General features: G+C 73.4%; 19 protein-coding genes. 6 read left to right on the top strand and 13 right to left on the bottom strand.

The annotated features are described in order from the left end of the window. From ACFWJB_RS28285 to ACFWJB_RS28230, 12 genes are all read right to left on the bottom strand, one after another. Window positions 1-366 (bottom strand): carboxyl transferase domain-containing protein (locus tag ACFWJB_RS28285; protein ID WP_386925681.1); only part of this gene is annotated, 366 nt, incomplete at its 3' end. A gap of 33 nt (window positions 367-399) precedes the next feature. Beyond that, a complete protein-coding gene (locus ACFWJB_RS28280; RefSeq protein ID WP_386925679.1) occupies window positions 400-600 on the bottom strand; it encodes an acyl-CoA carboxylase subunit epsilon in 201 nt (66 codons plus the stop codon). Between the two features lie 93 nt (window positions 601-693). Next, entirely contained in the window at window positions 694-2910 is a 2217-nt protein-coding gene (locus ACFWJB_RS28275) for a condensation domain-containing protein (RefSeq protein ID WP_386925677.1), read from the bottom strand. Window positions 2911-3024: 114 nt separating this feature from the next. Then, window positions 3025-3831, bottom strand: coding sequence for a 4'-phosphopantetheinyl transferase family protein (locus ACFWJB_RS28270; protein ID WP_386925675.1), 807 nt, complete (start codon window positions 3829-3831; stop codon window positions 3025-3027). Then, on the bottom strand, window positions 3828-5174 hold the full coding sequence (locus ACFWJB_RS28265; protein WP_385470873.1) for a hypothetical protein: 1347 nt from the start codon (window positions 5172-5174) through the stop codon (window positions 3828-3830). The genes ACFWJB_RS28270 and ACFWJB_RS28265 overlap by 4 nt, the downstream gene beginning before the upstream one ends. A 68-nt stretch (window positions 5175-5242) precedes the next feature. Next, entirely contained in the window at window positions 5243-6181 is a 939-nt protein-coding gene (locus ACFWJB_RS28260; protein ID WP_386925673.1) for an SRPBCC family protein, read from the bottom strand. A gap of 92 nt (window positions 6182-6273) precedes the next feature. Further along, a complete protein-coding gene (locus ACFWJB_RS28255) occupies window positions 6274-7206 on the bottom strand; it encodes a BTAD domain-containing putative transcriptional regulator (RefSeq protein ID WP_386925671.1) in 933 nt (310 codons plus the stop codon). 246 nt (window positions 7207-7452) lie between these two features. Continuing rightward, complete coding sequence (locus ACFWJB_RS28250; RefSeq protein WP_386925669.1) at window positions 7453-8196, bottom strand: ScbR family autoregulator-binding transcription factor; 744 nt, start codon at window positions 8194-8196, stop codon at window positions 7453-7455. Window positions 8197-8910: 714 nt separating this feature from the next. Next, window positions 8911-9576 carry a ScbR family autoregulator-binding transcription factor gene (locus ACFWJB_RS28245; protein WP_385470881.1) on the bottom strand — a complete coding sequence of 222 codons (666 nt, stop codon included), beginning with the start codon at window positions 9574-9576 and terminating at the stop codon, window positions 8911-8913. 121 nt (window positions 9577-9697) lie between these two features. Further along, window positions 9698-10471, bottom strand: coding sequence for an SDR family NAD(P)-dependent oxidoreductase (locus ACFWJB_RS28240; RefSeq protein ID WP_385470883.1), 774 nt, complete (start codon window positions 10469-10471; stop codon window positions 9698-9700). Continuing rightward, window positions 10468-11442, bottom strand: coding sequence for an HAD family phosphatase (locus ACFWJB_RS28235; RefSeq protein ID WP_386925666.1), 975 nt, complete (start codon window positions 11440-11442; stop codon window positions 10468-10470). The genes ACFWJB_RS28240 and ACFWJB_RS28235 overlap by 4 nt, the downstream gene beginning before the upstream one ends. A gap of 39 nt (window positions 11443-11481) precedes the next feature. Further along, window positions 11482-12717, bottom strand: coding sequence for a cytochrome P450 (locus tag ACFWJB_RS28230; RefSeq protein ID WP_385470886.1), 1236 nt, complete (start codon window positions 12715-12717; stop codon window positions 11482-11484). Window positions 12718-13995: 1278 nt separating this feature from the next. Between ACFWJB_RS28230 and ACFWJB_RS28225 the strand changes: the two genes are divergently transcribed. Further along, window positions 13996-14943, top strand: coding sequence for a ScbA/BarX family gamma-butyrolactone biosynthesis protein (locus ACFWJB_RS28225; RefSeq protein WP_386925664.1), 948 nt, complete (start codon window positions 13996-13998; stop codon window positions 14941-14943). 189 nt (window positions 14944-15132) lie between these two features. Here the strand turns inward: ACFWJB_RS28225 and ACFWJB_RS28220 are convergent, their stop codons facing one another. Then, window positions 15133-15819, bottom strand: coding sequence for a helix-turn-helix transcriptional regulator (locus ACFWJB_RS28220; protein ID WP_386925662.1), 687 nt, complete (start codon window positions 15817-15819; stop codon window positions 15133-15135). A 455-nt stretch (window positions 15820-16274) separates the two neighbouring features. Between ACFWJB_RS28220 and ACFWJB_RS28215 the strand changes: the two genes are divergently transcribed. The 5 genes from ACFWJB_RS28215 to ACFWJB_RS28195 are packed head-to-tail and all read left to right on the top strand — an operon-like array spanning window position 16275 to window position 19129. After that, window positions 16275-16835 carry a quercetin 2,3-dioxygenase gene (locus ACFWJB_RS28215; RefSeq protein WP_386925660.1) on the top strand — a complete coding sequence of 187 codons (561 nt, stop codon included), beginning with the start codon at window positions 16275-16277 and terminating at the stop codon, window positions 16833-16835. Window positions 16836-16844: 9 nt separating this feature from the next. Further along, window positions 16845-16991 (top strand): DUF1427 family protein, encoded by a 147-nt coding sequence (locus ACFWJB_RS28210; protein ID WP_385465466.1) that lies wholly within the window; start codon window positions 16845-16847, stop codon window positions 16989-16991. Further along, complete coding sequence (locus ACFWJB_RS28205; RefSeq protein WP_386925658.1) at window positions 16988-17239, top strand: DUF1427 family protein; 252 nt, start codon at window positions 16988-16990, stop codon at window positions 17237-17239. The genes ACFWJB_RS28210 and ACFWJB_RS28205 overlap by 4 nt, the downstream gene beginning before the upstream one ends. Beyond that, on the top strand, window positions 17229-18194 hold the full coding sequence (locus tag ACFWJB_RS28200) for an amidohydrolase family protein (protein ID WP_386925656.1): 966 nt from the start codon (window positions 17229-17231) through the stop codon (window positions 18192-18194). The genes ACFWJB_RS28205 and ACFWJB_RS28200 overlap by 11 nt, the downstream gene beginning before the upstream one ends. Window positions 18195-18211: 17 nt before the next feature. Further along, the gene (locus tag ACFWJB_RS28195; RefSeq protein ID WP_386925654.1) at window positions 18212-19129 is read left to right on the top strand and encodes an alpha/beta hydrolase fold domain-containing protein; all 918 of its coding nucleotides are present in this window, start codon (window positions 18212-18214) and stop codon (window positions 19127-19129) included. Window positions 19130-19169: the final 40 nt, after the last annotated feature.

The following is a 19169-nucleotide window of genomic DNA, read 5'->3' as shown; positions in this document are numbered from 1 at the left end:
CGTGGCGTGGGCCTCGCCCAGCGCGCCGCCGAAGATGCGGAAGTCGTGGGCGTAGACGAAGACCGTGCGGCCCTCCACCGTGCCCCAGCCGGTGATCACACCGTCGGTGTAGGGCTTCTTGGCCTCCAGGCCGAAGCCGCTCGCCCGGTGCCGGCGCAGCTGCTCGATCTCCTGGAAGGACCCGGGGTCGACCAGCAGCCCGATCCGCTCGCGCGCGGTCAGCTTGCCCTTGGCGTGCTGCGCCGCCGTCGCCTTCTCGCTCGGCCCGGCCGTCGCCTGGGCGCGGATGCCGTGCAGTTCCGCGACGCGGCCGCGGACGTCTGCCTGTTCGGTCCCGGCCGCTGCGGGAGCAATGGTCGTCGACATGTCGTCAGTTCCCTTCTGGACTCCGGCTGCCCGTCACTGCCAGCTGCGTGGTCCCCGGTGGCCGTTGGGCCGCCGGCTCCACCCGGCGCGGCGGGCCGGGGTGTGGCCGGCCCGCCGCGGTGCTCCGCCCTGGAGCGCGAACAGCAGGACGGCGGTGAGTGCGGCCAGTTCCTCGTCGGTGGCCCGGCCGCGTTCGATGCGCAGGGCCGGGTGTGCGCGGTCCGTGTCGCCCATGTCTTCTCCTCCGGCGTTTGGGCCCACCGTCGGGCACGGCGCTCAAGAGGTGGTCTCGGCCCGCTCGAGAACCCCCCGAGGGCGGGCGGGGGTTCAGCCGCTGCGGGCGCGCACGCCGTGCAGGGCCCGGGTCAGGGCGCGGGCGCTGTGGTCGCTGTCGCCCAGCCCGGTCATGACCACCAGCGGGGGCTCGCCGCTGTGCGCGGCGATGCGGCGGGCGAGTGCGTAGGCGGCCGGGGCCGCGGGTCCGCAGCCGCACAGCACCAGCCGGCGCGGCGGGCCCAGCAGGGTGTGCAGGGCGGGCGGCCCGGTGTCCCAGGGGCCGGGCAGGCCCAGGGCGACGATCCGTTCCGGTCCCCGGTAGTGGCGGGCCAGCGCCTCGTGGACGCCGGGGGTGACGCCGGGGACCTGGACCAGGCAGACGACGCCCGCGTGGGGGCGGCCGGCTCTGAGGACGGTCAGTCCCGGCCGGGCGCCCGGGGGCTGCGGGCGGGCGATCCGGGGCACCTGCGCGGCCGGGAGCAGCTCCAGCACACGGGCGACGCTGATGCGGCCGTCCGCGTGATCGGGCAGGCGGCGCAGCAGGTGCAGGCACTGCGACAGCGTGGTGGAGGCGTCGGTGTCGGCGAGGCGGGCACGGTCGTACAGGGCGGTGAGCGCCAGGGCGCCCTCGGTGTCGTAGTGGGCGGCGAGGGTCAGCGGCCAGGTGGTGTCGCCGCCGGCGCTGTGCGGGGCGTTCACGCCGATGCCCTGCGCGGCGAGTTCGGCTTGCAGGTGTGGCGGCAGGAGGGGGTGGTGGTCGAAGCGGACGGATGTCTCGGCCGGCTCGCCGCCGCGTCCGCTCCAGCGGCGGATCCGCTCGCCGGGCACCCAGGCGTAGGGGGTCAGGTCCAGGGCGGCGTCGCGGGCGGTGAGCAGCAGTTCCTTCACGGGCCGGGCGGGGTCGACGGTGAGGGTCATCGGCAGCGGGTTGCCCAGCAGTCCGGGGGTCGAGGCGGCGTAGCGCATGGCCAGGTCCCGGCCGGACAGGTGCACGCCGAAGGCGACCGGCAGCGGGCCCGCGGCGCCCGCCGCCCGGTACAGCAGCAGGGACCACACCGCGTGCAGTGCGCTGCTCTCGCCCGCTCCGTGCCGGGCGGCCCAGGCCCGCAGCCGGGCGGTCTGGGGCGGGCGCAGGCGGCGCTGGATCCGGCCGGTGCCGTCGGTGTGCCCCGGCCGGGCGCCGGGCCGGCCGGGGCTGACGGCCGCGCCCGCCGGCGGCGCGGCCGTCCTCCAGTACTCCCGGGCCGCGCCGGTGTCCTGGCCGGACAGCCACGCGGCGTGGTCGCGGATGTCGGGGCGCCGTTCGCCGCCGGGCAGGTGACCGCCGCACAGGTAGGAGCGGTAGAACTCCCCGACCAGCAGGCGGGCGCCGCGCTCGTCGAGCAGTGCCTGGTGGTAGGTGACCAGCACCCGGGTCGGCGAGCCGTCGCGGGCGCCCTGCCCGGCGGGCGGTCCTTCCAGCAGGCTCACCCGCAGCAGTCCCGGCCGGTGCAGGTCGAAGCCGCGGTCGCGGTCCCGGCGCAGCAGCTCGCCGAAGCGGACGGTGCCGCGCACGTGGCGGACGACCTCGACGGTGACCGTGTCGTGCAGGACGAGCCGGGCGGCCGCCGTCCAGTCGAAGGACGAGCGCAGCACCGCCTCCCGCTCGGCGACCGACTGCCAGGCGTCGGCGAAACGGGTGACGTCCAGCGGCCCCAGCCAGTCCCAGAACAGCTGCTCCACATGGCGGCCGGGCCCGCCGGGCCCGGTCACGGCCGCGAGCAGCACCTTTCGCTGATACCCCGACACCGGCACGGCACGGGTCCCGGGAGCGGCCAGCAGATCGGCCAGCATCTCCAGGGTGTGCGGATCCACCGGGAGCGGCGGGTCCACCGGGAGCGGCGGGTCCGCCGGGGGCGGCGGGTCCGCCGGGGGCGGCGGGTCCGGCAGCCCGGACGGGTCGGCCAGGGGCAGTGGGTCGGCCGGCGTCTGCGGGTCCGGCGGGTCGGCCGGGGGCGGCGGGTCCGGCGGAAACAGCGGGGCCGGCTGGCTTGGTGGGCTTGGTGGGGTGGGTGGGGTGATGCGCAGGATGTGCCGGCCGGGTGGGCCGTCGTCGAGTTCGACGCGGTGGGCGGGGTCGCGTTCGGTGATCCGGGCGGCGACCGCGGCGGCCTCGGCGGTGGTGCGCGGCCCGCACAGCTCGAACACGAGCGGTGCCCGGGCGGGTGCGGGGCGCGGCTCGTGGAGTACGGCGTATACGGCGCCCGCGGGCGGGTGGTCACTGCTCATCCGCTGCCCCGGGCGCCGGCCGGTCCTGTCCGCACGGAGCGGGCCGGTTGCCTGTGCCGCTGTTCACGTCGTGTGTGCACGGCTTCGTCTCCTCGTCGGCCGCGTCCGGTGTGTTCATCCGCCGCCGGCCGCGGCGGGCGGGGCCGGGCGGGGGCGGCCGCTCCGGTGCCGGTGGGCCTCGCTGACCAGGAACCGGTCCTGCACCACGTGCGTGGCGAAGGACCACTCGCCGTCCGTGTCGCCGTTCAGGGCGGCGCCGCCTTCGGTGTCCCAGGTGAATCCGAAGGAGGTGAACCGCCGGCCCAGGCCCTGGCCCAGGGCCTTGGTGTAGGCCTCCTTCAGCGTCCACAGCCGCAGCAGGTGGCCGGCGCGTTCGTCGTCGGGCAGGCCGCCGAGCCGCTCGGCCTCCTGGGGGGTGCACATCTGCTCGCGTACCGCCTGCCAGGCGACCTGCCGGTCCACGGGTTCGGCGTCCACGCCGATGGGGCCGTCGCGGCTGACGGCGACGGCGATCAGCTCGCCGGTGTGGGCCAGGCTCACGTGCATGTCCGTGCCCAGTCCGCGCAGTTGCGGCCGTCCGCCCGGCCGGTAGGCGAGGTCGAGGCGGTCGGCGGGCACCTGGAGCGCGGCGGCGGCGGTGTGTTTGAGGACCATGCGGGACACGGCGAAGCCCAGCCGGCCGCCGGGCAGGGGGTGATGGCGGTAGCGGGGCCAGTCGCGGCCCAGGAGGGTGCGCAGGGCGGGGTCGAGCAGGGCGGGGGTCAGCCACTGGCCCCAGGTGGTGTGGACCACCGCCCGGTTGCTGTCCTGGAGCTGTTGCAGGACCGGTTCCCACGGTCCCTGCGGGCCGGGCACGTGGCAGGGCGCGGCCCGGTGCGCCGCACCGCCCGCCGCACCCCCGCCGCCGGTGGTGGGGTTCACCACAGCATCCTGGTGGCGTACACGTCGCAGTCGACGCCGTGGCGGGTGCGGGTGAGCAGTTCGTTCCAGACGCCGGTGTGGACGGCCGGCAGCGGTCCGGGCAGGGGGGTGGCGAGGCGTTCGGTGATCCGGCTCAGGGCGAGCAGTGCCCAGTGGGGTTCGCCCAGGAACCGTGTCCGTGCCGCGGCGGCCGCCCGGTGCACGCCGAGGACGGTGGCGGCCGTCAGCAGCAGGGCGTGGCGGTCGGCGAGCGCGCGGGCGGCGGGGTCGGCGGGGTCGTGGGTGCGGGGGGTGGCGGGCTGGTGCAGCAGGCGTTGTTCGGTGGCCAGGCGCCGGGCGGTGCGGGTGAGGGCGGCGGCGGCCGGATCACCGCTGGTGTGGCTGGTGGCGGGGTCGGGTGGTGCGGCTGCGGCGGGCAGGGCGGCGGTGACGGTGTGGTGGGCGTCGGTGCCGGCCGCCAGGGCGGGGGGCCGGGGGTCGGCGAGGTGGAAGAGGGTGCCCGGTGCCGGCTGCGGGGGGTGCGGGGGGTGGATGGGGCCGGTCAGGGCGGTGACGAGCCGGGCCTGGCAGGCGGCGGCGGCTGCCGGGCCGGTTCCGGTCGCCGTCCGGTCCTCGGTGATCTTGGCCGGCAGGGTGTGTGCGGCGCCGCCGGCGGGCGGGGTGGTCTCGCCGAGGACGAGGTGGAGGTCTTCCAGTACCTCGCCGGCCAGTGACGGCACGAGGTATCCGGCGGCGTCGGCCAGCGTCGTCTGGGTCCGGGTGGCGGGTGCCGTGGCTGCGCGCAGGGCGGTCGCGGTCAGGGTTTCGCAGGCCAGCAGGTCGGCGAAGGCGGCGGCGAGGACGGGCTGCCACTGGGCGGCCGCGTGGGGGCCGGCGTCGACGGCGCGGGCCGCCAGGCGCAGGACGGTGCCGGTCGTGGCGAGCAGCCCGGCCGGTGCCAGCAGTGCGGCGGCGGGGCCGCGGCCGTATGCGGCGGCCGCGCCGGGGGCGCTCCAGGCGTGGGCGAGGGCCAGGTCGCGGCGGTAGAGGGGGCGCAGCAGCCGGGCGTACTGGTCGGCGCCGGGGCGCCGGCGGGGGCCGGCGGGGCGGGTGGTGGCGGTGTGTGCGGCCGGCGGGGCGGGCGGGGTGCGGTGCGGGCGGTGGTGCAGGGCGGGCCATCCGTAGGGGTTGGCCGGGTCGGCGGGGTCGCCCAGCAGTGCCTCCAGCCGCATCGCGTCCAGGGCCAGGCCGACGGTGGGGGGCAGTTCGGCGTAGGCGGGGGCGAGGCGGGGCGTTGCGCCGGTGTGCGGGGGCGCGGTGGGGGCACTTCGGTGCGGGCGGGTGCCCGGCAGGGGCAGTGCCATCGCCGGCCTCCTGGTGTTCCTCGTCGCGGCTGGGTGCGGTCCCCCGGCTGCCAGGGGGGTGGTGGTGTTCATCGCAGGCGCCGTACGGCGTTCTCGGCGTGCCATCGGGCCAGGTTCAGTGTCTCGGTGCCGGTGCGGCCCAGCCAGGCGCGTACGTGCCGGCGGGCGTCGGTGAGCTGTGCGTGCGGGCCGAGGGCGGCGGCGGCTTCGGCGCGGAGCATGACCCGGTGGGCGCTCACGGCCCGTACGCCGTCGGCTTCGGGTTCCAGGTACCACTCCCCGCTGTGGGCGGCGATCAGTGCGGGCACGGTGGTGTGCCGGTAGACGATCCGGGCGGCGTGCGGGAAGCACAGGCGGACCAGGCCGGTGGTGAGGGTGGTGCCGGTGCGGGTGGCGCAGGTGTCGAGGGTGGCGAACTGGATGCCGGGCTGGTCCTCGCGCACGTCGGCGTGTTCGACGTGCGCGAGGAGTTCGGGCCAGTCCTGGATGCGGTGGAGGAAGTCGTAGACGGCTTCCGCGGGGCCGTGGATGCGGGTGCTGTCCTCGAAGGACAGCAGCAGTTCGTCGAGGCTCTCCCAGCGTTCGGCGGCGGCGGCCACCTGGTCCGCCTCGGCCCGGGTGTCCGGGGCGGGGGTGCCGGCGGGCGGGTCGTGGGTGAGGCCGAGCAGGCAGCGGGCCGGGCCCTGGGGGCGTACCGTCCAGGTGCCGCGCAGGGGGGCGCCGGGCAGGAGGGTGTCGCTCTGTTCGAAGTCGATGGCCCGGTCGGCGGGCCGCAGCAGGCGCCGGGTGCGGGTGGAGCGCACGTGGCCGGTGTGCAGGTGCCAGGTGCGCAGGTGTTCCTCGGTGGCCTCGCCGGGTGCGGCGGCGAGGTCCATGCGCTCGACGTGGAGGTATCCGGGCAGCAGGAGCGGCCAGTTGGGGGCGTCGGCCAGCAGTCCGTAGACGACGTGGGCGGGCGCGGCCACGGGCGTCGTGTGCTGGGCGAAGTGCGCGTGCTGCGGCGCCATGCGTTGCGTCCCCTCCTGACAGGTTCCCTCCACCGTGCGGCGGCCGCCTGGAGGGGTGCTCGAACCGCACTCGCACCCGCCCCCGGGGGGGGTCAGCCCACGGCGGCAGGCCCCAAGGTGGCGGGCCCCACCGTTGCGGGTCCCACCGTGGCGGGCCCCACCGTTGCGGGTGCTGTGGTGGCGTGGCCCGCGGGGGTGTGGCGGGCGGGCACGGGGCCGGGGCCTGCGGGGGTGTGGCGGGCGGGCACGGGGTCGGGGCCGGACCTCAGGATGGACCGCTGGAGCTTGCTCAGCGCCGCCGACGGCTCCAGGCCCAGCGTGCGCACCAGGGTGGCGCGCAGCCGCTGGTAGGCGTCGAGTGCCTCGCCGCGGCGCCCGGAGCGGTACAGGGCCAGCATGTACTGGCCGTACAGGCTCTCGTGGGTGGGGTAGCGGCTGACCAGCACGGTCATCTCGGCGAGCAGTTCCCGGTGCCGGCCCAGGCGCAGGTCGGCCTCGATGCGCTGGTCCAGCGCGCACAGCCGGCTCTCCTCCAGGCGCCTGGCCTGGGTGGCCAGGTGGGGGCCGGTGTGGACGTCGCTCAGGGCCGGGCCGGTCCACAGGGCGAGCGCCTCGCGCAGCAGGCGCGCGGCCCGGGGCGGGTCGCCGGCGTCCATGGCCCGGTACCCGGCACCGGCGAGCCGGTCGAACTCCCGGACGTCGCTGACGCCTTCACCGCTTTTGAGGAGATAACCGCCGGGCACGGTCAGCAGCACGTCCTTGGCCGAGCGGGCCGGCCCGCCGCCGTCACCCGCCAGCGCGGCGGTGATCAGCTCCCGCAGCTGCAGGATGTACGTCTGCAGCGTCGGACGCGCACTGCGCGGCGGTTTCGCCCCCCACAGCTCCTCGGCCAGGACACCCACCGGCACGACCTGGTCGGCGTGCAGCGCGAGCAGGGCCAGGACCTGACGGGGTTTGGGTGCCGTCGGCGTGATCGACACCCCCTCCTCCCGCACGGCGAGTGTGCCCAGTACGTCGATGTCCACGCCGTCTCCCCCGGTCGCTCTGGCCGCTTTCTGGAGCGGTTTCCTAGCACCACCCATTAAAAAACAGCACATGCGGTTTGTCAACGCTCGAGGAGCGGGTCCACCGCCCGTCGATCCGGACGCGAGCGGGACGGCAGCCGGCCGCGGGGCATTGCACATATACAGGGGCACAGGGGGCGAGCCTGCCGGGTTCCGCTCGGCGGTCTTGGGCGGGACGACGCCGCGTCAACCAACCGGGCGCGCTGTTTACTGGGAGGCCTCCGGAGCCCCCGGCGACGGCGGCACCGGGGCAGCGGGGGCCGGAGCAGAAGCCGGTGCCGGCGCGGGGACCTGGGCCCCCGCCGGCGGCGGCACCGGGGCGGGAGCGGGCGCCGGGGCGGGGGTCGCTGCCGGGGTGGGGGCGGGGATGCGGCCGGGGGGTGCGGTGAGGGGTGGCAGGATCAGGTTCCACAACTGTTCTAGGCGCTCGTCGGACAGCCAGGTGCGGTCCGCGGCGCCGAGCGCCTCGAAGCCGGCCGTGGCGGCCGCGATCACCGTCGTGGCGACGTCCGGCGGGACGTCGCCGGCCAGTTCCCCCGCATCGTGTGCCTGAAGCACGAACCGGCGCACCCGATCGTGCCACCAGCACAGCAGCTCTCCCCCGTTCTTGCGCGAGGGGTCGGCGCTGAGGCGGAAACCGGCCCGCACCACCGGATCGCCGGCCACCGCGGCCAGCAGGGCAGAGGTGGCGCCGACCAGCGACCGCAGCGCGCCGCCGGCTCCTGCCGCCTCCTTCGCCAGCTCGCGCACCGCGTGCGCGGCGGCCTCCTCCACCGCCCGGGCCAGGTCGTCCTTGCTGGCGAAATGGAAATGCAGGGCACCCGAACTCACCCCCGCCCGCCTGCTGATCGCGGTCAGCGAGGCCAGCGCGTACCCGTCGGCGGCGAACACCTCGGCCGCCGCCAGGACCAGGGCCCGGCGCGTGCGCACCGACCGCTCCTGCTTGACCATCACGCCCTCCTCATGGGCACAGCGGAACAGGAATGGATCACTCCGCCCGGCCGCAGGGCCCGCGGCAGTCCCGTCCCCGGGACAATAGCAAACCGCATGATCGGTCTGTTTGCCAGGTTGTCGACACGACCCACCCGGAGGAAGCCCCGGGCCGGATGCGGCAGGCAGGAGCCCCGCCGGTGGCCAGGCCCTGCCCGGCCGCCGGCGGGGCCGGCTCAGTCCGGGGAACGGGAGGGAGGTGAAACGGCTGTTTCAGTATGTTCCGGTGGGGCGTCCGGGAAGCGGGCCCCGCCCCGCGGGCCGTGCGGGCCGCCGCCCCTGCGGGAGGGGACGCCGCGGCGCTGCGGGGCCGCAGGGAAAACGGAGGAAGAAACTGTCCGGGTGGTTTTGTTCAGCCGTCTCTCCCCCGGCTCTGCCCTGGCCCGGCTCACGCCCCCGGCTCAGCGCGGCCGGCTTCCTCACCGCGGGCGGACACCGGCCCCCTGCGCCGAACCGGGTCCCGGCCGGGGCGCGGCGGAACGCTGCCGGGGGCGCGCAGCGGAGCGGGAGCGCGGTGCAGCGGTGCGCGCGGGGGCGGGGGTGGGAGCGCGGCCGGGCACGGCCGGGGGTGGGAGGGCGGCGGGGGCGCGGCCCGGGGTGTGGGTGTGGGTGTGGGTGTGGGCGTGGTGGGTGCGGGCGCGGCGGGCAGGGCGGGGGCGGCCGGGTGGCGGGTGGTCAGGCGTCGGTGGGTACGAGTTCCGTGCCGCGTGCCCGTTGCACTTCTTCGATGACCCGTATGCCGCGGTCGGCGGACGTGTCGAGTCTGATCAGGGCCGCGGGTGTGGCGATGGCGGGCAGGATGTGGTTGAAGAGGGTCATCACCCGTTCGCCGAGGTCGTCCATGTCGGAGACGGCCTCGGAGAAGATCTGTGTGCCGAGCCAGGCCCCCAGGAAGACTTCCGCGGTCTGCGCGGGGACCACGTGGGGCAGTACCTCGCCCCGGTCCTTGGCCGTTTCCAGGTATCCGCGGGACAGGTCGATCCAGGCCGGCCACGCGCTGCCGAACAGCCGCCGGCTCTCCAGGTCCGCGGACAGGCGTATGCCGGCCAGCAGGACGGCGTCCCTTGGGATCTGGTGGGCCAGCGTCATGCCCGCGTCCACCCACTCCTGCAGCTTCAGCTCGCGCGGTACCCAGTAGTCCGCGGTGAGCTGGGAGTCGATCACCCCGCGCGCCAGGGCCTGCTTGGAGTCGAAGTGGAAGTACAGCGCGCCCTTCGTCACACCGGCCCGCTCGAGGATCTCCGCGATGGTCGCCGCGGCATAGCCGCGCTCGGCGAAGACCTCCGCCGCGGCCCTGATAACAGCACGGCGGGTCCGTACTGCACGTTCCTGGCGTGCCATGGAGCGCTCCCCGAGGAGAAATAAAAAACCGAACGTTACGTACCTTACCCTCTCGTGTGCTGTCTGCCCCGGGGCCCGGCCGGTAATCGCCCCTGCCCGGCCCGCGCGGCGGCGGGGTGGTTCACCAGGCGGTGCGGCCTCCGTCCACGGCGAGTGTCGCCCCGGTGACGAAACTCGCCCGTTCGCTGCACAGCCAGGCCGCCGCCTCGGCCACTTCCCTGGGGTCGGCGGCGCGGGCCTGGGGAGCGGAGGCGCAGGACCGCTGCTGCGCGGTGGCATCGAGGGCGAACCAGGTGTCGACCATCTCCGAGCGGGTCAGTCCCGGGGCGATGGCGTTGACCCGTATGCCGTGCGCGGCGTATTCCACCGCCGCGGCCTTGGTCAGCCCGATCACGGCGTGTTTGGAGGCGATGTAGGGCGCGGCCACCGAGGAGGCGACCAGTCCGCCGACGCTGCTGGTGTTCACGATCGCTCCTCCCCCGGCCGCCAGCATCGCGGTGATCTCGTGCCGCAGGCAGTTCCACACGCCCCGCACGTTGGTGTCCATGACCGTGTCGTAGGCCGCGTCGCCGAGAAGGTGCAGGGGCTTTTTCTCCACCCCGGCCCCGGCGTTGTTGAAGGCGACGTCGAGCCGGCCGTAGCGGTCCACGGCATGTTCCACGGCCCCGCGGACCTGCTCGGCGTCCGTCACGTCCGCGGCCCGGTAGCCGGCCCGTGCGCCGGCCGCCTCCAGCTGCGCCGCCAGCGTCCGCAGCCGGTCCTCGCGGCGGGCCACCAGCACCACTGCGGCCCCCTGTTCGGCGAACACCCGGGCCGCGGCGGCCCCGATCCCGCTGCCGGCGCCGGTGATGAGCGCGACCCTCCCGGCCAGCGCACCCCCCGCACCGGCGCTCATGACCGCACCTGTCTCACCCGCACCGCCGCCCCGGCCGGGAGGGCCGGACGGCCCGGAGAGGCCGGGTGGGCAGGGCCGGCCGGGTGGTCCGGGGAGGCAGGGTGGGCCGGAGAGGCCGGGTGGGCCGGAGAGGCCGGGTGGGCCGGAGAGGCCGGGTGGGCCGGGGAGGCCGGGTGGGCCGGCGGGTGGGTCCGTGCGGCGGGCGGGGCCGGGGACGCGGTCGACGGGGTGGGTGGGGCGGTGGGGGCGGGTGCCGGGGTGGGTGGGGCGGTGGGGGGCCACAGGGTGCCGGCGGCGGCGTCGCGGGCGACGCGGGTGAGCATCGTGTCGTCGATGCCGGCCGGGCTGGCGGCCAGGTGGGCGACGCCCGCCTCGCGCATCAGGCGGCGCTGGAAGCCGTGGGCGAAGCCGGAGGGGCGGCCGATGAAGGCGACGTTCAGATCGCGGGCCTGTTCCGCGACGGTGGCCACGTCGTCGATGAACAGCACCTGGTGGTAGTCGAGGCCGAACACGCCGCGGGTGATCTCCGGGATGCCGGGGCGGAAGGCGTCGGTGCAGATGTAGCGGGGGCCGGTGAAGTACGACGCCCACGCGCCGAGATGCCGCTCGAAGTGGCTGCGGTCCAGACCGCCGTAGCACACGATGCGCAGGCCCCGGGCGCGCAGCCGCCGCAGCAGGTCCACGGCCCCCTGAAGCAGCCGCACCGGATGCGTGGCCAGATAGCGTTCACGCGTGCGGAAGTAGGCGTCGAGCACCGCCTGCGGGGACTGGGTGGTGCGGGCCGCCTCGATGAACACCCCGGCGGCCTCCCGGCGGGGCCGGGAGAAGACGGCACGCTCGAACTCGGGTGTGTAGCCGACCCCGTAGGCGGCGGCCAGGCGGTGGATGACGGGGCTGAAGGTGTCGTTGAGCAGGACGCCGTCGATGTCCACGGCGGCCAGCCGAAGGCCGTGCAGCGGAGCGTGGGGCATGAGAAGGCTCCCTCCCTGGAGACGCGTGAAAAATGGACCTCAGGACGCGGGCGTGAGCAGCACGGGAAGCGCGGTGTGGCCGCTGGAGATGAACGACTCCAGCGGCTGCAGCTCTCCTGGATCGACGGCCAGCCGGGCACGGGGGAAACGCGTGAAGAACGCCGGCAGCGCGGTCAGCGCCTCACACATGGCCAGCGGACGGCCCACGCAGTGATGGACCCCGTGACCGAAGGCCAGATGGTCACGGCGGGTGGCACGGGTGACGTCGAAGGTGTCCGCGTCGGCGCCGTGCGTGTCCCGGTCACCGCCCGCCGCGACCAGCGACAGCACGATCGGCTCACCCGCCGCGATCACCGTGCCCTCCAGCTCGATGTCCCGCACGGCGAACCGCAGCAGAATCGTCGCCACCGGCGCCCGCAGCCGCAGCGTCTCGTCGACCGCCGCCTCCCAGGGCACCGCACCCGACTCCAGCAGCCGCCGCTGGTCCGGATGCGTCAGCAGCGCACACAGCGCGTGATCGAGGAGATTGACGGTCGTCTCGTGCCCCGCGCCCAGAATCAGGTGCAGCGTGTCCACGAGCTCCTTCTCCGTCAGCCCCCGCCCCTCCTCGTCCCGCATCGCGATCAGCGCACTGGTCAGATCCGCCGCCGGCCGAGCCCGCTTACGCGCCACCAGAGCATCCAGCAGCCCATACAGCTCCACCTGATGACGACGGGCGGTATCCGCATCCGCCGACGTCGTGAACAACCCCTCCACCACCCGGTGGAACGCCTCCCCCTCCCCGCCCTCCAGCCCCAGCAACTGCGCGATCACCCGGATCGGCAACTCGAAAGCGAACGCCCGCCGCACATCCACCACACCCCCCGCCGGCACCCCCTCCAGCCGGTCCAGCAACTCCCCCGTGATCTCACCCACCCGCGGCACCAGCCCCGCCACCCGCCGCGCGGTGAACACCCCCGCCACCAGCCGCCGCAACCGCGTGTGCTCCCCACCATGAGCCGTCAGCATGCTCCGCACCGACACCCACATCGCCAGCGGCCACGACTGATCCACCTCACCACTGATCCACGCCGGCCAGTGCCGGTAGGCGTCCTTCGACACCCGCTCATCCGCCAGCACCCGCCTGATCAGGTCATACCGGTTCACCGACCACGCCCCCACCCCACCCGGCAGCACCACCCGCACCACCGGACCCAACGACCGCAACCGGGCAGCCTCCCCATACAGATCCCTACCGAACGGATCAAGAACAACAGGAACAGAAGAACCAGCCACGAACAGCCTCCCCACCACAACCGACACCCCGACAAAACCAACAACCAGCCCCCCGCCCAGCCAGCCCCCACACCCTGGACCAGCCCCACCCCCGACCCCCGCCCACCACCCCCAGCCCCCAGCCCCGCCCCCGGTCCTACCCGGGCCCCGGTCCCGGTTCCCGCTCCCCGGCCCCCGGTCCTGCCCGGGCCCGGTCCCGGTTCCCGCTCCCCGCCCCTGGCCCTGCTCCAACTCCCGGTCCCGCCCCGCTCCTCCACCCCCGGGCCCCGGTCCTGCCCCGGCCCCCGGCCCTGCTCCAGCTCCCGGTCCCACCCCGGCCCCCGGCCCTGCCCCGGTTCCTGGCCCTGCTCCAGCTCCCGGTCCTGCCCCGGTCCCCGGTCCTGCTCGGGCCTCGGTCCTGCCCCGCTCCTCCGCCCCCGGGCCTCGGCCACCCGTCCTCGGTGTTCGGGCCTCGGTGTTCGGTCCTCGGTGTTCGGGCCTCGGTGTTCGGTCCTCAATGTTCGCCGGCGTCACCGGCCCCTTGACCCACGACGTCCCCCTGGCCCCCGGACCCCGCCCTCGACACCACCACCCCGGCCCCAACCCCCGACACGACCCCGGACAGCGGCACCGGCACCGGCACCGGCCATAAGCCCCCTGGCCCCGTCCCGGCCGCACCCCACACCCTCCACGAACCGAGCGCCACCACACCAGCAGGCCAGCCCGGCCAACGCCCCCAGCAGCACCAACCGGCCCCGACACCAACGAAACCCGTGACCAGCAGACCCCGAACCGCCGGCTAAGCCCCGAACCGCCGGCCCCGACGCACGCGCCGGGACGGCGAGACCCGCACCCGAACACACCCCACCACCCCCGCCCACCGACACACCCCGGCAAGAGCCCACAAAACCCGGCAGGCCGTCAAGCCCCCACAAGCCACCCGACCCCACCACCCCCGGAACCCGTCAGGCCCTGCAAGCCCCCGCAAACCAGCGGGACCGGCGTATCCAGCGGAGCACGACACGAAGAAAACCGCAAGCAAGGTTTGTTTCAAGTTTCTCCACCGGCCCCCTCACCAGCACACCAACCCCCGCGACACCCCCCTCCCCCGCCCGGAAACAGCGCCGATCATGAAGAAACCCGCCCCGGCGGGACCCGAAAGAAACGGAATGTTTCCTTCGATGCCGATCCGACACTTGCCCAAGCCTTTACCTCTAGGGCCCATCCAACAAAACCGGTAGGTCCGTATCTTACGAGGCGTCGTCGTCCTCGAACACAGTTCCAAGACGGGGGTTACACATGAGCCTGCACACCGCCGCACACGACACCGCACTGCCCGCACTGCCCCGGCTGACCACAACCGTCCCCAAGGAATACGTCCACCGCGCCAGCCTCGCCGAAGTCTTCCTCACCGGCTGCACCGCCCAAGGCAACGACCAGTTCTCCCTCACCGGCCAATGGCCCCGCACCCACGCCCTCTTCAACAGCCCCGACGGAAAAAGCCACGACCCCCTCCAGGTCGCCGAAACCTTCCGCCAGGCCGGCATGTTCCTCGCCCACGCCGAACTCGGCGTACCCCTCGGCCAGCGCTTCATCATGTGGAACCTCACCTACACCACCAACCCCCACCACCTCACCATCACCAACCACCCCACCGACTTCGACCTCCACGCCCACTGCACCGACATCACCCGCCGCCGCGGCACCGCCACCCGCATGCACATGCAACTCACCATCCACCGCGCAGGCCACCTCCTCGCCCACGGCAACGGAACCTTCTCCGCCATCCCCCCAGCCGTCTACCAACGCCTCCGCAACCACCACACACCACCCACCACCCCCTACAACCCCACCACCCACCGCAACCCCCTCCCCCCCACCACCATCGGCCGCACCACCACCACCGACGTCCTCCTCACCCCCACCACCACCCCCCACCGCTACCTCCTCACCCCCGACCACAACCACCCCATCCTCTTCGACCACACCGACGACCACCTCCCCGGCATGGTCCTCCTCCAAGCCGCCCGCCAAGCCGCCAACACCACCACCCCCCACACCCTCACCCCCACCCACGCCACCACCCACTTCCACCACTACTCCGAACACAACCAACCCACCTACATCGACATCACCCACACCACCACCCACCCCAACAACACCACCACCATCCACATCACCGGCCACCAAAACAACAACACCATCTTCAACACCACCATCAACGGACCCATCAACACACCCACATGACCACCCGGAACGTGACGAGCCGGGTGACAGGAGCCGGGCGAGCTGCTCGACATCCACATGTACCGCTTTACCCGACGACCCCCTGCATCAGCACGACCGCCGAGGCCGGCGGAAGCACTTCCACCCGCCGGGCACACTCGGGCCGGTGCCCTTCCTCGCCTCCGTCCCAAGTACACCGGCATGCGTGCGTCACGCTCGTGCAAGACTCCGGAACTCGGTTGGTGTCAGTCCGGTGTGCTGTCGGAAAAAGGCACTGAACACGGTCGGATAAGCGAACCCGATGCGCGCACTGATGACCGCCGGCGCCAGCGAGGTGTGCACGAGCAGGCGTTTGGCCTCCAGGAGTACCCGGTCGTCGATGTACCGCTTGGCGCCGCAGCCGAGGGCCGCCCTCGTGGCACGGGTAAGGGTGCGGGAGCTGTAGCCGAGCGCAGTGGCGTAGTCCTCGACCCGGTGAGTCCGTTCGAAGCCCTCCTCGACGGCTCGGCGAAATCGTTGGAACGGCTCACCGCCGGCCTGGATCTGCCGCCGAGGGGCAGTGAGGTGAACAAGCCGGATGAGAATCACGGAGAGCAAATCACGCAGCGTCTCAATGTGCGCCTCCAGCGTAAGATCGCCGAGCCCGGTATGTTCCTCGACCAAGGCGGCCAGCAGGCTGAGCAGTGTCCTCTGTCGCGCGGAGTCGGGCGTGACGAGTCGGTGCGGCGCGTACTCGGCGTGCCGGATCAGGATGTCGGTCGCGGCGCTCGGAAAGCCGGTGGGGAAGGCCAGCACAGTGGCGTCGCACTCACCGAGACTGTCGGGAAACCGCAGCACCTGCCCCGGCCACACCCACAGCCAGTCACCCTGAACCGCGCAGTACGAGTCGAAGTCCACGGAGCAGCTCAGTCGGCCGCCGCGTACGGCGATGACGAGGTGGAAGGCCGGTCGTGCGGGTTCTGTGAGGGGGCGTCCTTGCACGAGAGCACGCGCCGCCAGACCGGGCAGGTCCAGGACCTCGAGCCCGGGAGGCCTGCCGGGTGTCGGACGGTAGCTCACGGTCGGGATACCGGTTGCCGCCGGATCCTCCGTACGGTGTGCGGTTGCGGCGGTTCCGCCGGTCGACGGTTGTCCGTTTTTCTTCATCGCATGCCCGACTGTACGTCCTTCCGGCCGCTCCATCGGGCCTAACGTCGAGGGAGGCAGCCGCGAGCGGCCGGTGGGCACGGCCGAACCCCGACGACGTCCCGCGCGGCTGCGTCCGCCGGGCAGGATCGCGGCGGCCTGCACTGCTGGCATACGCATGCACGAGTCCGGCCGAGGCATGTCGTCCCACTACCGGGGAGAGCACCATGACCATCCAATTCGCCACCCGCTACCGCGAGCGCTCCTACATCCCACCGGAGCCGGGTAAGCCGTACTTCATCGAGAAGGGGATGGGCGACCGGGCCCATCTCTTCACCGACATGTTCACCATCTACGCCGGTGGTGAGCAGACGGAGAACACCTTCAACTTCTTCACTTGCGAGGGCCCCAAGGGAGACGTCATCCCGGCCCACTCCCACGCGGACACCTACGAGGTCTTCTACGTAACCGACGGTGCCGTGCGGCTGTTCGTGGAGGACCTGGAAGGGGAGCAGCACGAGAAGCTGCTCACGGTGGGTGATTTCGGCTTCGTACCGAAGAACTGCCCTCACGCCTACCGCATCGAACGCCACCACAGCCGCATCGTCGGCGTCGCAGCCGGCCCCGGCGGCACTTTCGAGCGGTTCTTCGAGAACCTCGGCACACGTACCGACGAACTCACCATGCCGCAGCAGCCTTACATCCCCGAGGGACACAAGTTCGCCACCGTGCCGCAGAACCACGACGTGACGTTCCTCCCCGATCACAAGTGGCGCACTGAGGGCTGAGTCCGAGCGATGCCGTACCTGAAAGCCCTGATCGTGGGCGGAGTGATCGGGGTGCTGTACGTGGTGGTGCGGGTGAAGTCGCCCGCACCACCACCGGTCGCCCTGATCGGGCTCCTGGGCATGTTGCTCGGCCCCACCGTCCTGGACGCCCTGTGAGTCCCCCCGAGGCCGGCCGCCGGACCGCTGTCCGCGCGGGCGCGCTCTCCTTCGGCGCCGGCCTGTTGATGGGGGCGGTGTACTGGGCGTTCGACCTCAGCTCACCCGCCCCACCCCTGCTCGGCCTGGCCGGGCTGGCCGGGCTGGCCGGCATCGTGCTCGGCGAACGTGCCGCCACCGCCGTGCGCGACAGCCTGGTCCGCCGCCTTTCGCCACCCCATGATGAAGGGACCACACGTGTCCACTGAAACTGTCGGTTACCTCGACGTACACGCCCACTACGTCACCGAGTCCTATGTCCGCCGTGCCCGGGAAGCCGGGCACGATCACCCGGACGGTATTCCCGCTTGGCCGTCCTGGTCGGCCGAGACGCACCTGGAGCTGATGGACCGCTGCGGCATCGAGAGGTCGATGCTGTCGGTGTCCTCGCCGGGCATCCACTTCGGCGACGACTCCGCCGCCCGCGCCTTGGCCCGGGAGGTGAACGAGGCCGGCGCTGACACCGTCCGCGAACACCCAGGTCGCTTCGGGTTGTTCGCTTCCGTCCCCCTGCCGGACGTCGACGGCTCCCTCGCGGAGATCGCCTACGCTTACGACGTCCTGCACGCCGACGGCGTGGTGCTGGAGACGAACACCCACGGAACCTATCTTGGCGATCGCGCCCTGGAACCCGTCTGGGCGGAGCTGGACGCTCGCGGGGCCGTCGTCTTCATGCACCCCACCTCGCCCGTGTGCTGGGAGAGGTCCGCCCTCGGACGCCCGCGTCCCATGGTCGAGTTCATCTTCGACACCGCCCGCACCGTCACTGATCTGCTGATGGCCGGGACCCTCGACCGTCACCGGAACCTCACGGTGATCGTCCCGCACTGCGGAGGTGCCCTGCCGGTCCTCGCCGACCGCATCGACGGGTTCATGAAGATGTTCATGCCTCCCGGTACCCAGGCCCCCGGCGCCGTGGACCAACTCCGTCGCCTGCACTACGACCTGGCCGGACCCGCCCTGCCCCGCCAGCTCCCCGCGCTGCTGAGCCTGGTCGGCGCCGACCGCCTGCTCTACGGCAGCGACTACTGCTGGACGCCCGCTGCCGGAGTGGACGCGCACGTCGCCGGACTCGACGCCGCCCCCGTTCCCGAGGGTGCGACGAGCTGGCGTGCACTCACCACCGCCAACGCCCGCCGCATCCTGCCCGGTACGTCGCGCTGAACTGAGGAGTGTCCACCATGCCCGAGCCTGCCACCGGCTCCTTCCCCCTGCACCTGCTGGCCCCACCGAACCCCGCGGTCCTGCCTCTTCCGCCCCGGACGTGGCTCGGTGACGGCGTGGCCCTCCTGCGTGGTGTCGTCTATGACATCCCCGACGGGTGCCGCCCCCTCACGCTGGACTTGTGGCTGCCGGAGAACGCCGGTGGTCTGCTTCCGGTCCTTGTGTACGTCCACGGTGGAGCCTGGCGCACGGGACGGCGCGACGACCTGGGACCGCGCTTCCGCGACTGGCGCCCGAGCCCCTTCGTCCGCCTCGTCCAGGCGGGGTTCGCCGTCGCCTGCCTCGACTACCGGCTCAGTGGGGAAGCCGTCCACCCCGCGCAGCGCGACGACGTGGCCGCAGCCCTTGCCTGGTTGCGCCGCCGTGCCCCCGAGATCGGCCTCGACATGGGCAGGACCGTGCTCTGGGGGGAATCCGCCGGCGGACACCTGGCTGCGCTCACCGCTCTCACCCAGCCCGCGGGAACGGTCCTCGGTTGCGTCACCTGGTATGCGCCGAGCAACCTCACCGTGTTCGCCGAGGACGTGCCCGACAGCTCCTACAGCGCCCACGACGGGGGGACCTTCGAGGCACTGATGCTCGGCGGCGCTCCCGCGGAAACGGCCGGTGCGGCACGCGACGCGAGCCCGGTCGCCCATGTCACCGATCAGGCGCCCCCCTTCCTGCTGCTGCACGGTACGGACGACTCCCTCGTGCCTGCCCGGCAGTCGGTGCGCCTGGCGGAAGCGTTGACAGCGGCAGGCTGCCACCCCGACCTGTGGCTCGTCGAGGGCGGCAACCACCTCTGGGTCGGTCTGTCCGACGCGGAAGTGGAGAACTGCTTCACCCGCACCCTGCAATTCGCCACCGCCTGTGTTGACGCTGGAGGGCGGTGAAGATCTGGAAACGACGGGCGCCTGCCCAGGGTGACTCCAT

It is taken from the genome of Streptomyces sp. NPDC127100 (genome assembly GCF_042724095.1).
In the GTDB taxonomy this organism is placed as follows: Bacteria; Actinomycetota; Actinomycetes; order Streptomycetales; family Streptomycetaceae; genus Streptomyces.
Note: the sequence above shows the minus strand (reverse complement) of the source record. Positions and strands in the feature narration are given on the sequence as shown.

Bases quoted from the DNA above. Each gene is read 5' to 3' on its own strand.
- ACFWJB_RS28215 (WP_386925660.1), top strand. From the start codon at position 16,275: ATGACCATCCAATTCGCCACCCGCTACCGCGAGCGCTCCTACATCCCA.
- ACFWJB_RS28250 (WP_386925669.1), bottom strand. From the start codon at position 8,196: ATGGTCAAGCAGGAGCGGTCGGTGCGCACGCGCCGGGCCCTGGTCCTG.
- ACFWJB_RS28265 (WP_385470873.1), bottom strand. From the start codon at position 5,174: ATGGCACTGCCCCTGCCGGGCACCCGCCCGCACCGAAGTGCCCCCACC.
- ACFWJB_RS28240 (WP_385470883.1), bottom strand. From the start codon at position 10,471: ATGAGCGCCGGTGCGGGGGGTGCGCTGGCCGGGAGGGTCGCGCTCATC.
- ACFWJB_RS28195 (WP_386925654.1), top strand. From the start codon at position 18,212: ATGCCCGAGCCTGCCACCGGCTCCTTCCCCCTGCACCTGCTGGCCCCA.
- ACFWJB_RS28245 (WP_385470881.1), bottom strand. From the start codon at position 9,576: ATGGCACGCCAGGAACGTGCAGTACGGACCCGCCGTGCTGTTATCAGG.
- ACFWJB_RS28225 (WP_386925664.1), top strand. From the start codon at position 13,996: ATGAGCCTGCACACCGCCGCACACGACACCGCACTGCCCGCACTGCCC.
- ACFWJB_RS28235 (WP_386925666.1), bottom strand. From the start codon at position 11,442: ATGCCCCACGCTCCGCTGCACGGCCTTCGGCTGGCCGCCGTGGACATC.
- ACFWJB_RS28210 (WP_385465466.1), top strand. From the start codon at position 16,845: ATGCCGTACCTGAAAGCCCTGATCGTGGGCGGAGTGATCGGGGTGCTG.
- ACFWJB_RS28260 (WP_386925673.1), bottom strand. From the start codon at position 6,181: ATGGCGCCGCAGCACGCGCACTTCGCCCAGCACACGACGCCCGTGGCC.
- ACFWJB_RS28280 (WP_386925679.1), bottom strand. From the start codon at position 600: ATGGGCGACACGGACCGCGCACACCCGGCCCTGCGCATCGAACGCGGC.
- ACFWJB_RS28275 (WP_386925677.1), bottom strand. From the start codon at position 2,910: ATGAGCAGTGACCACCCGCCCGCGGGCGCCGTATACGCCGTACTCCAC.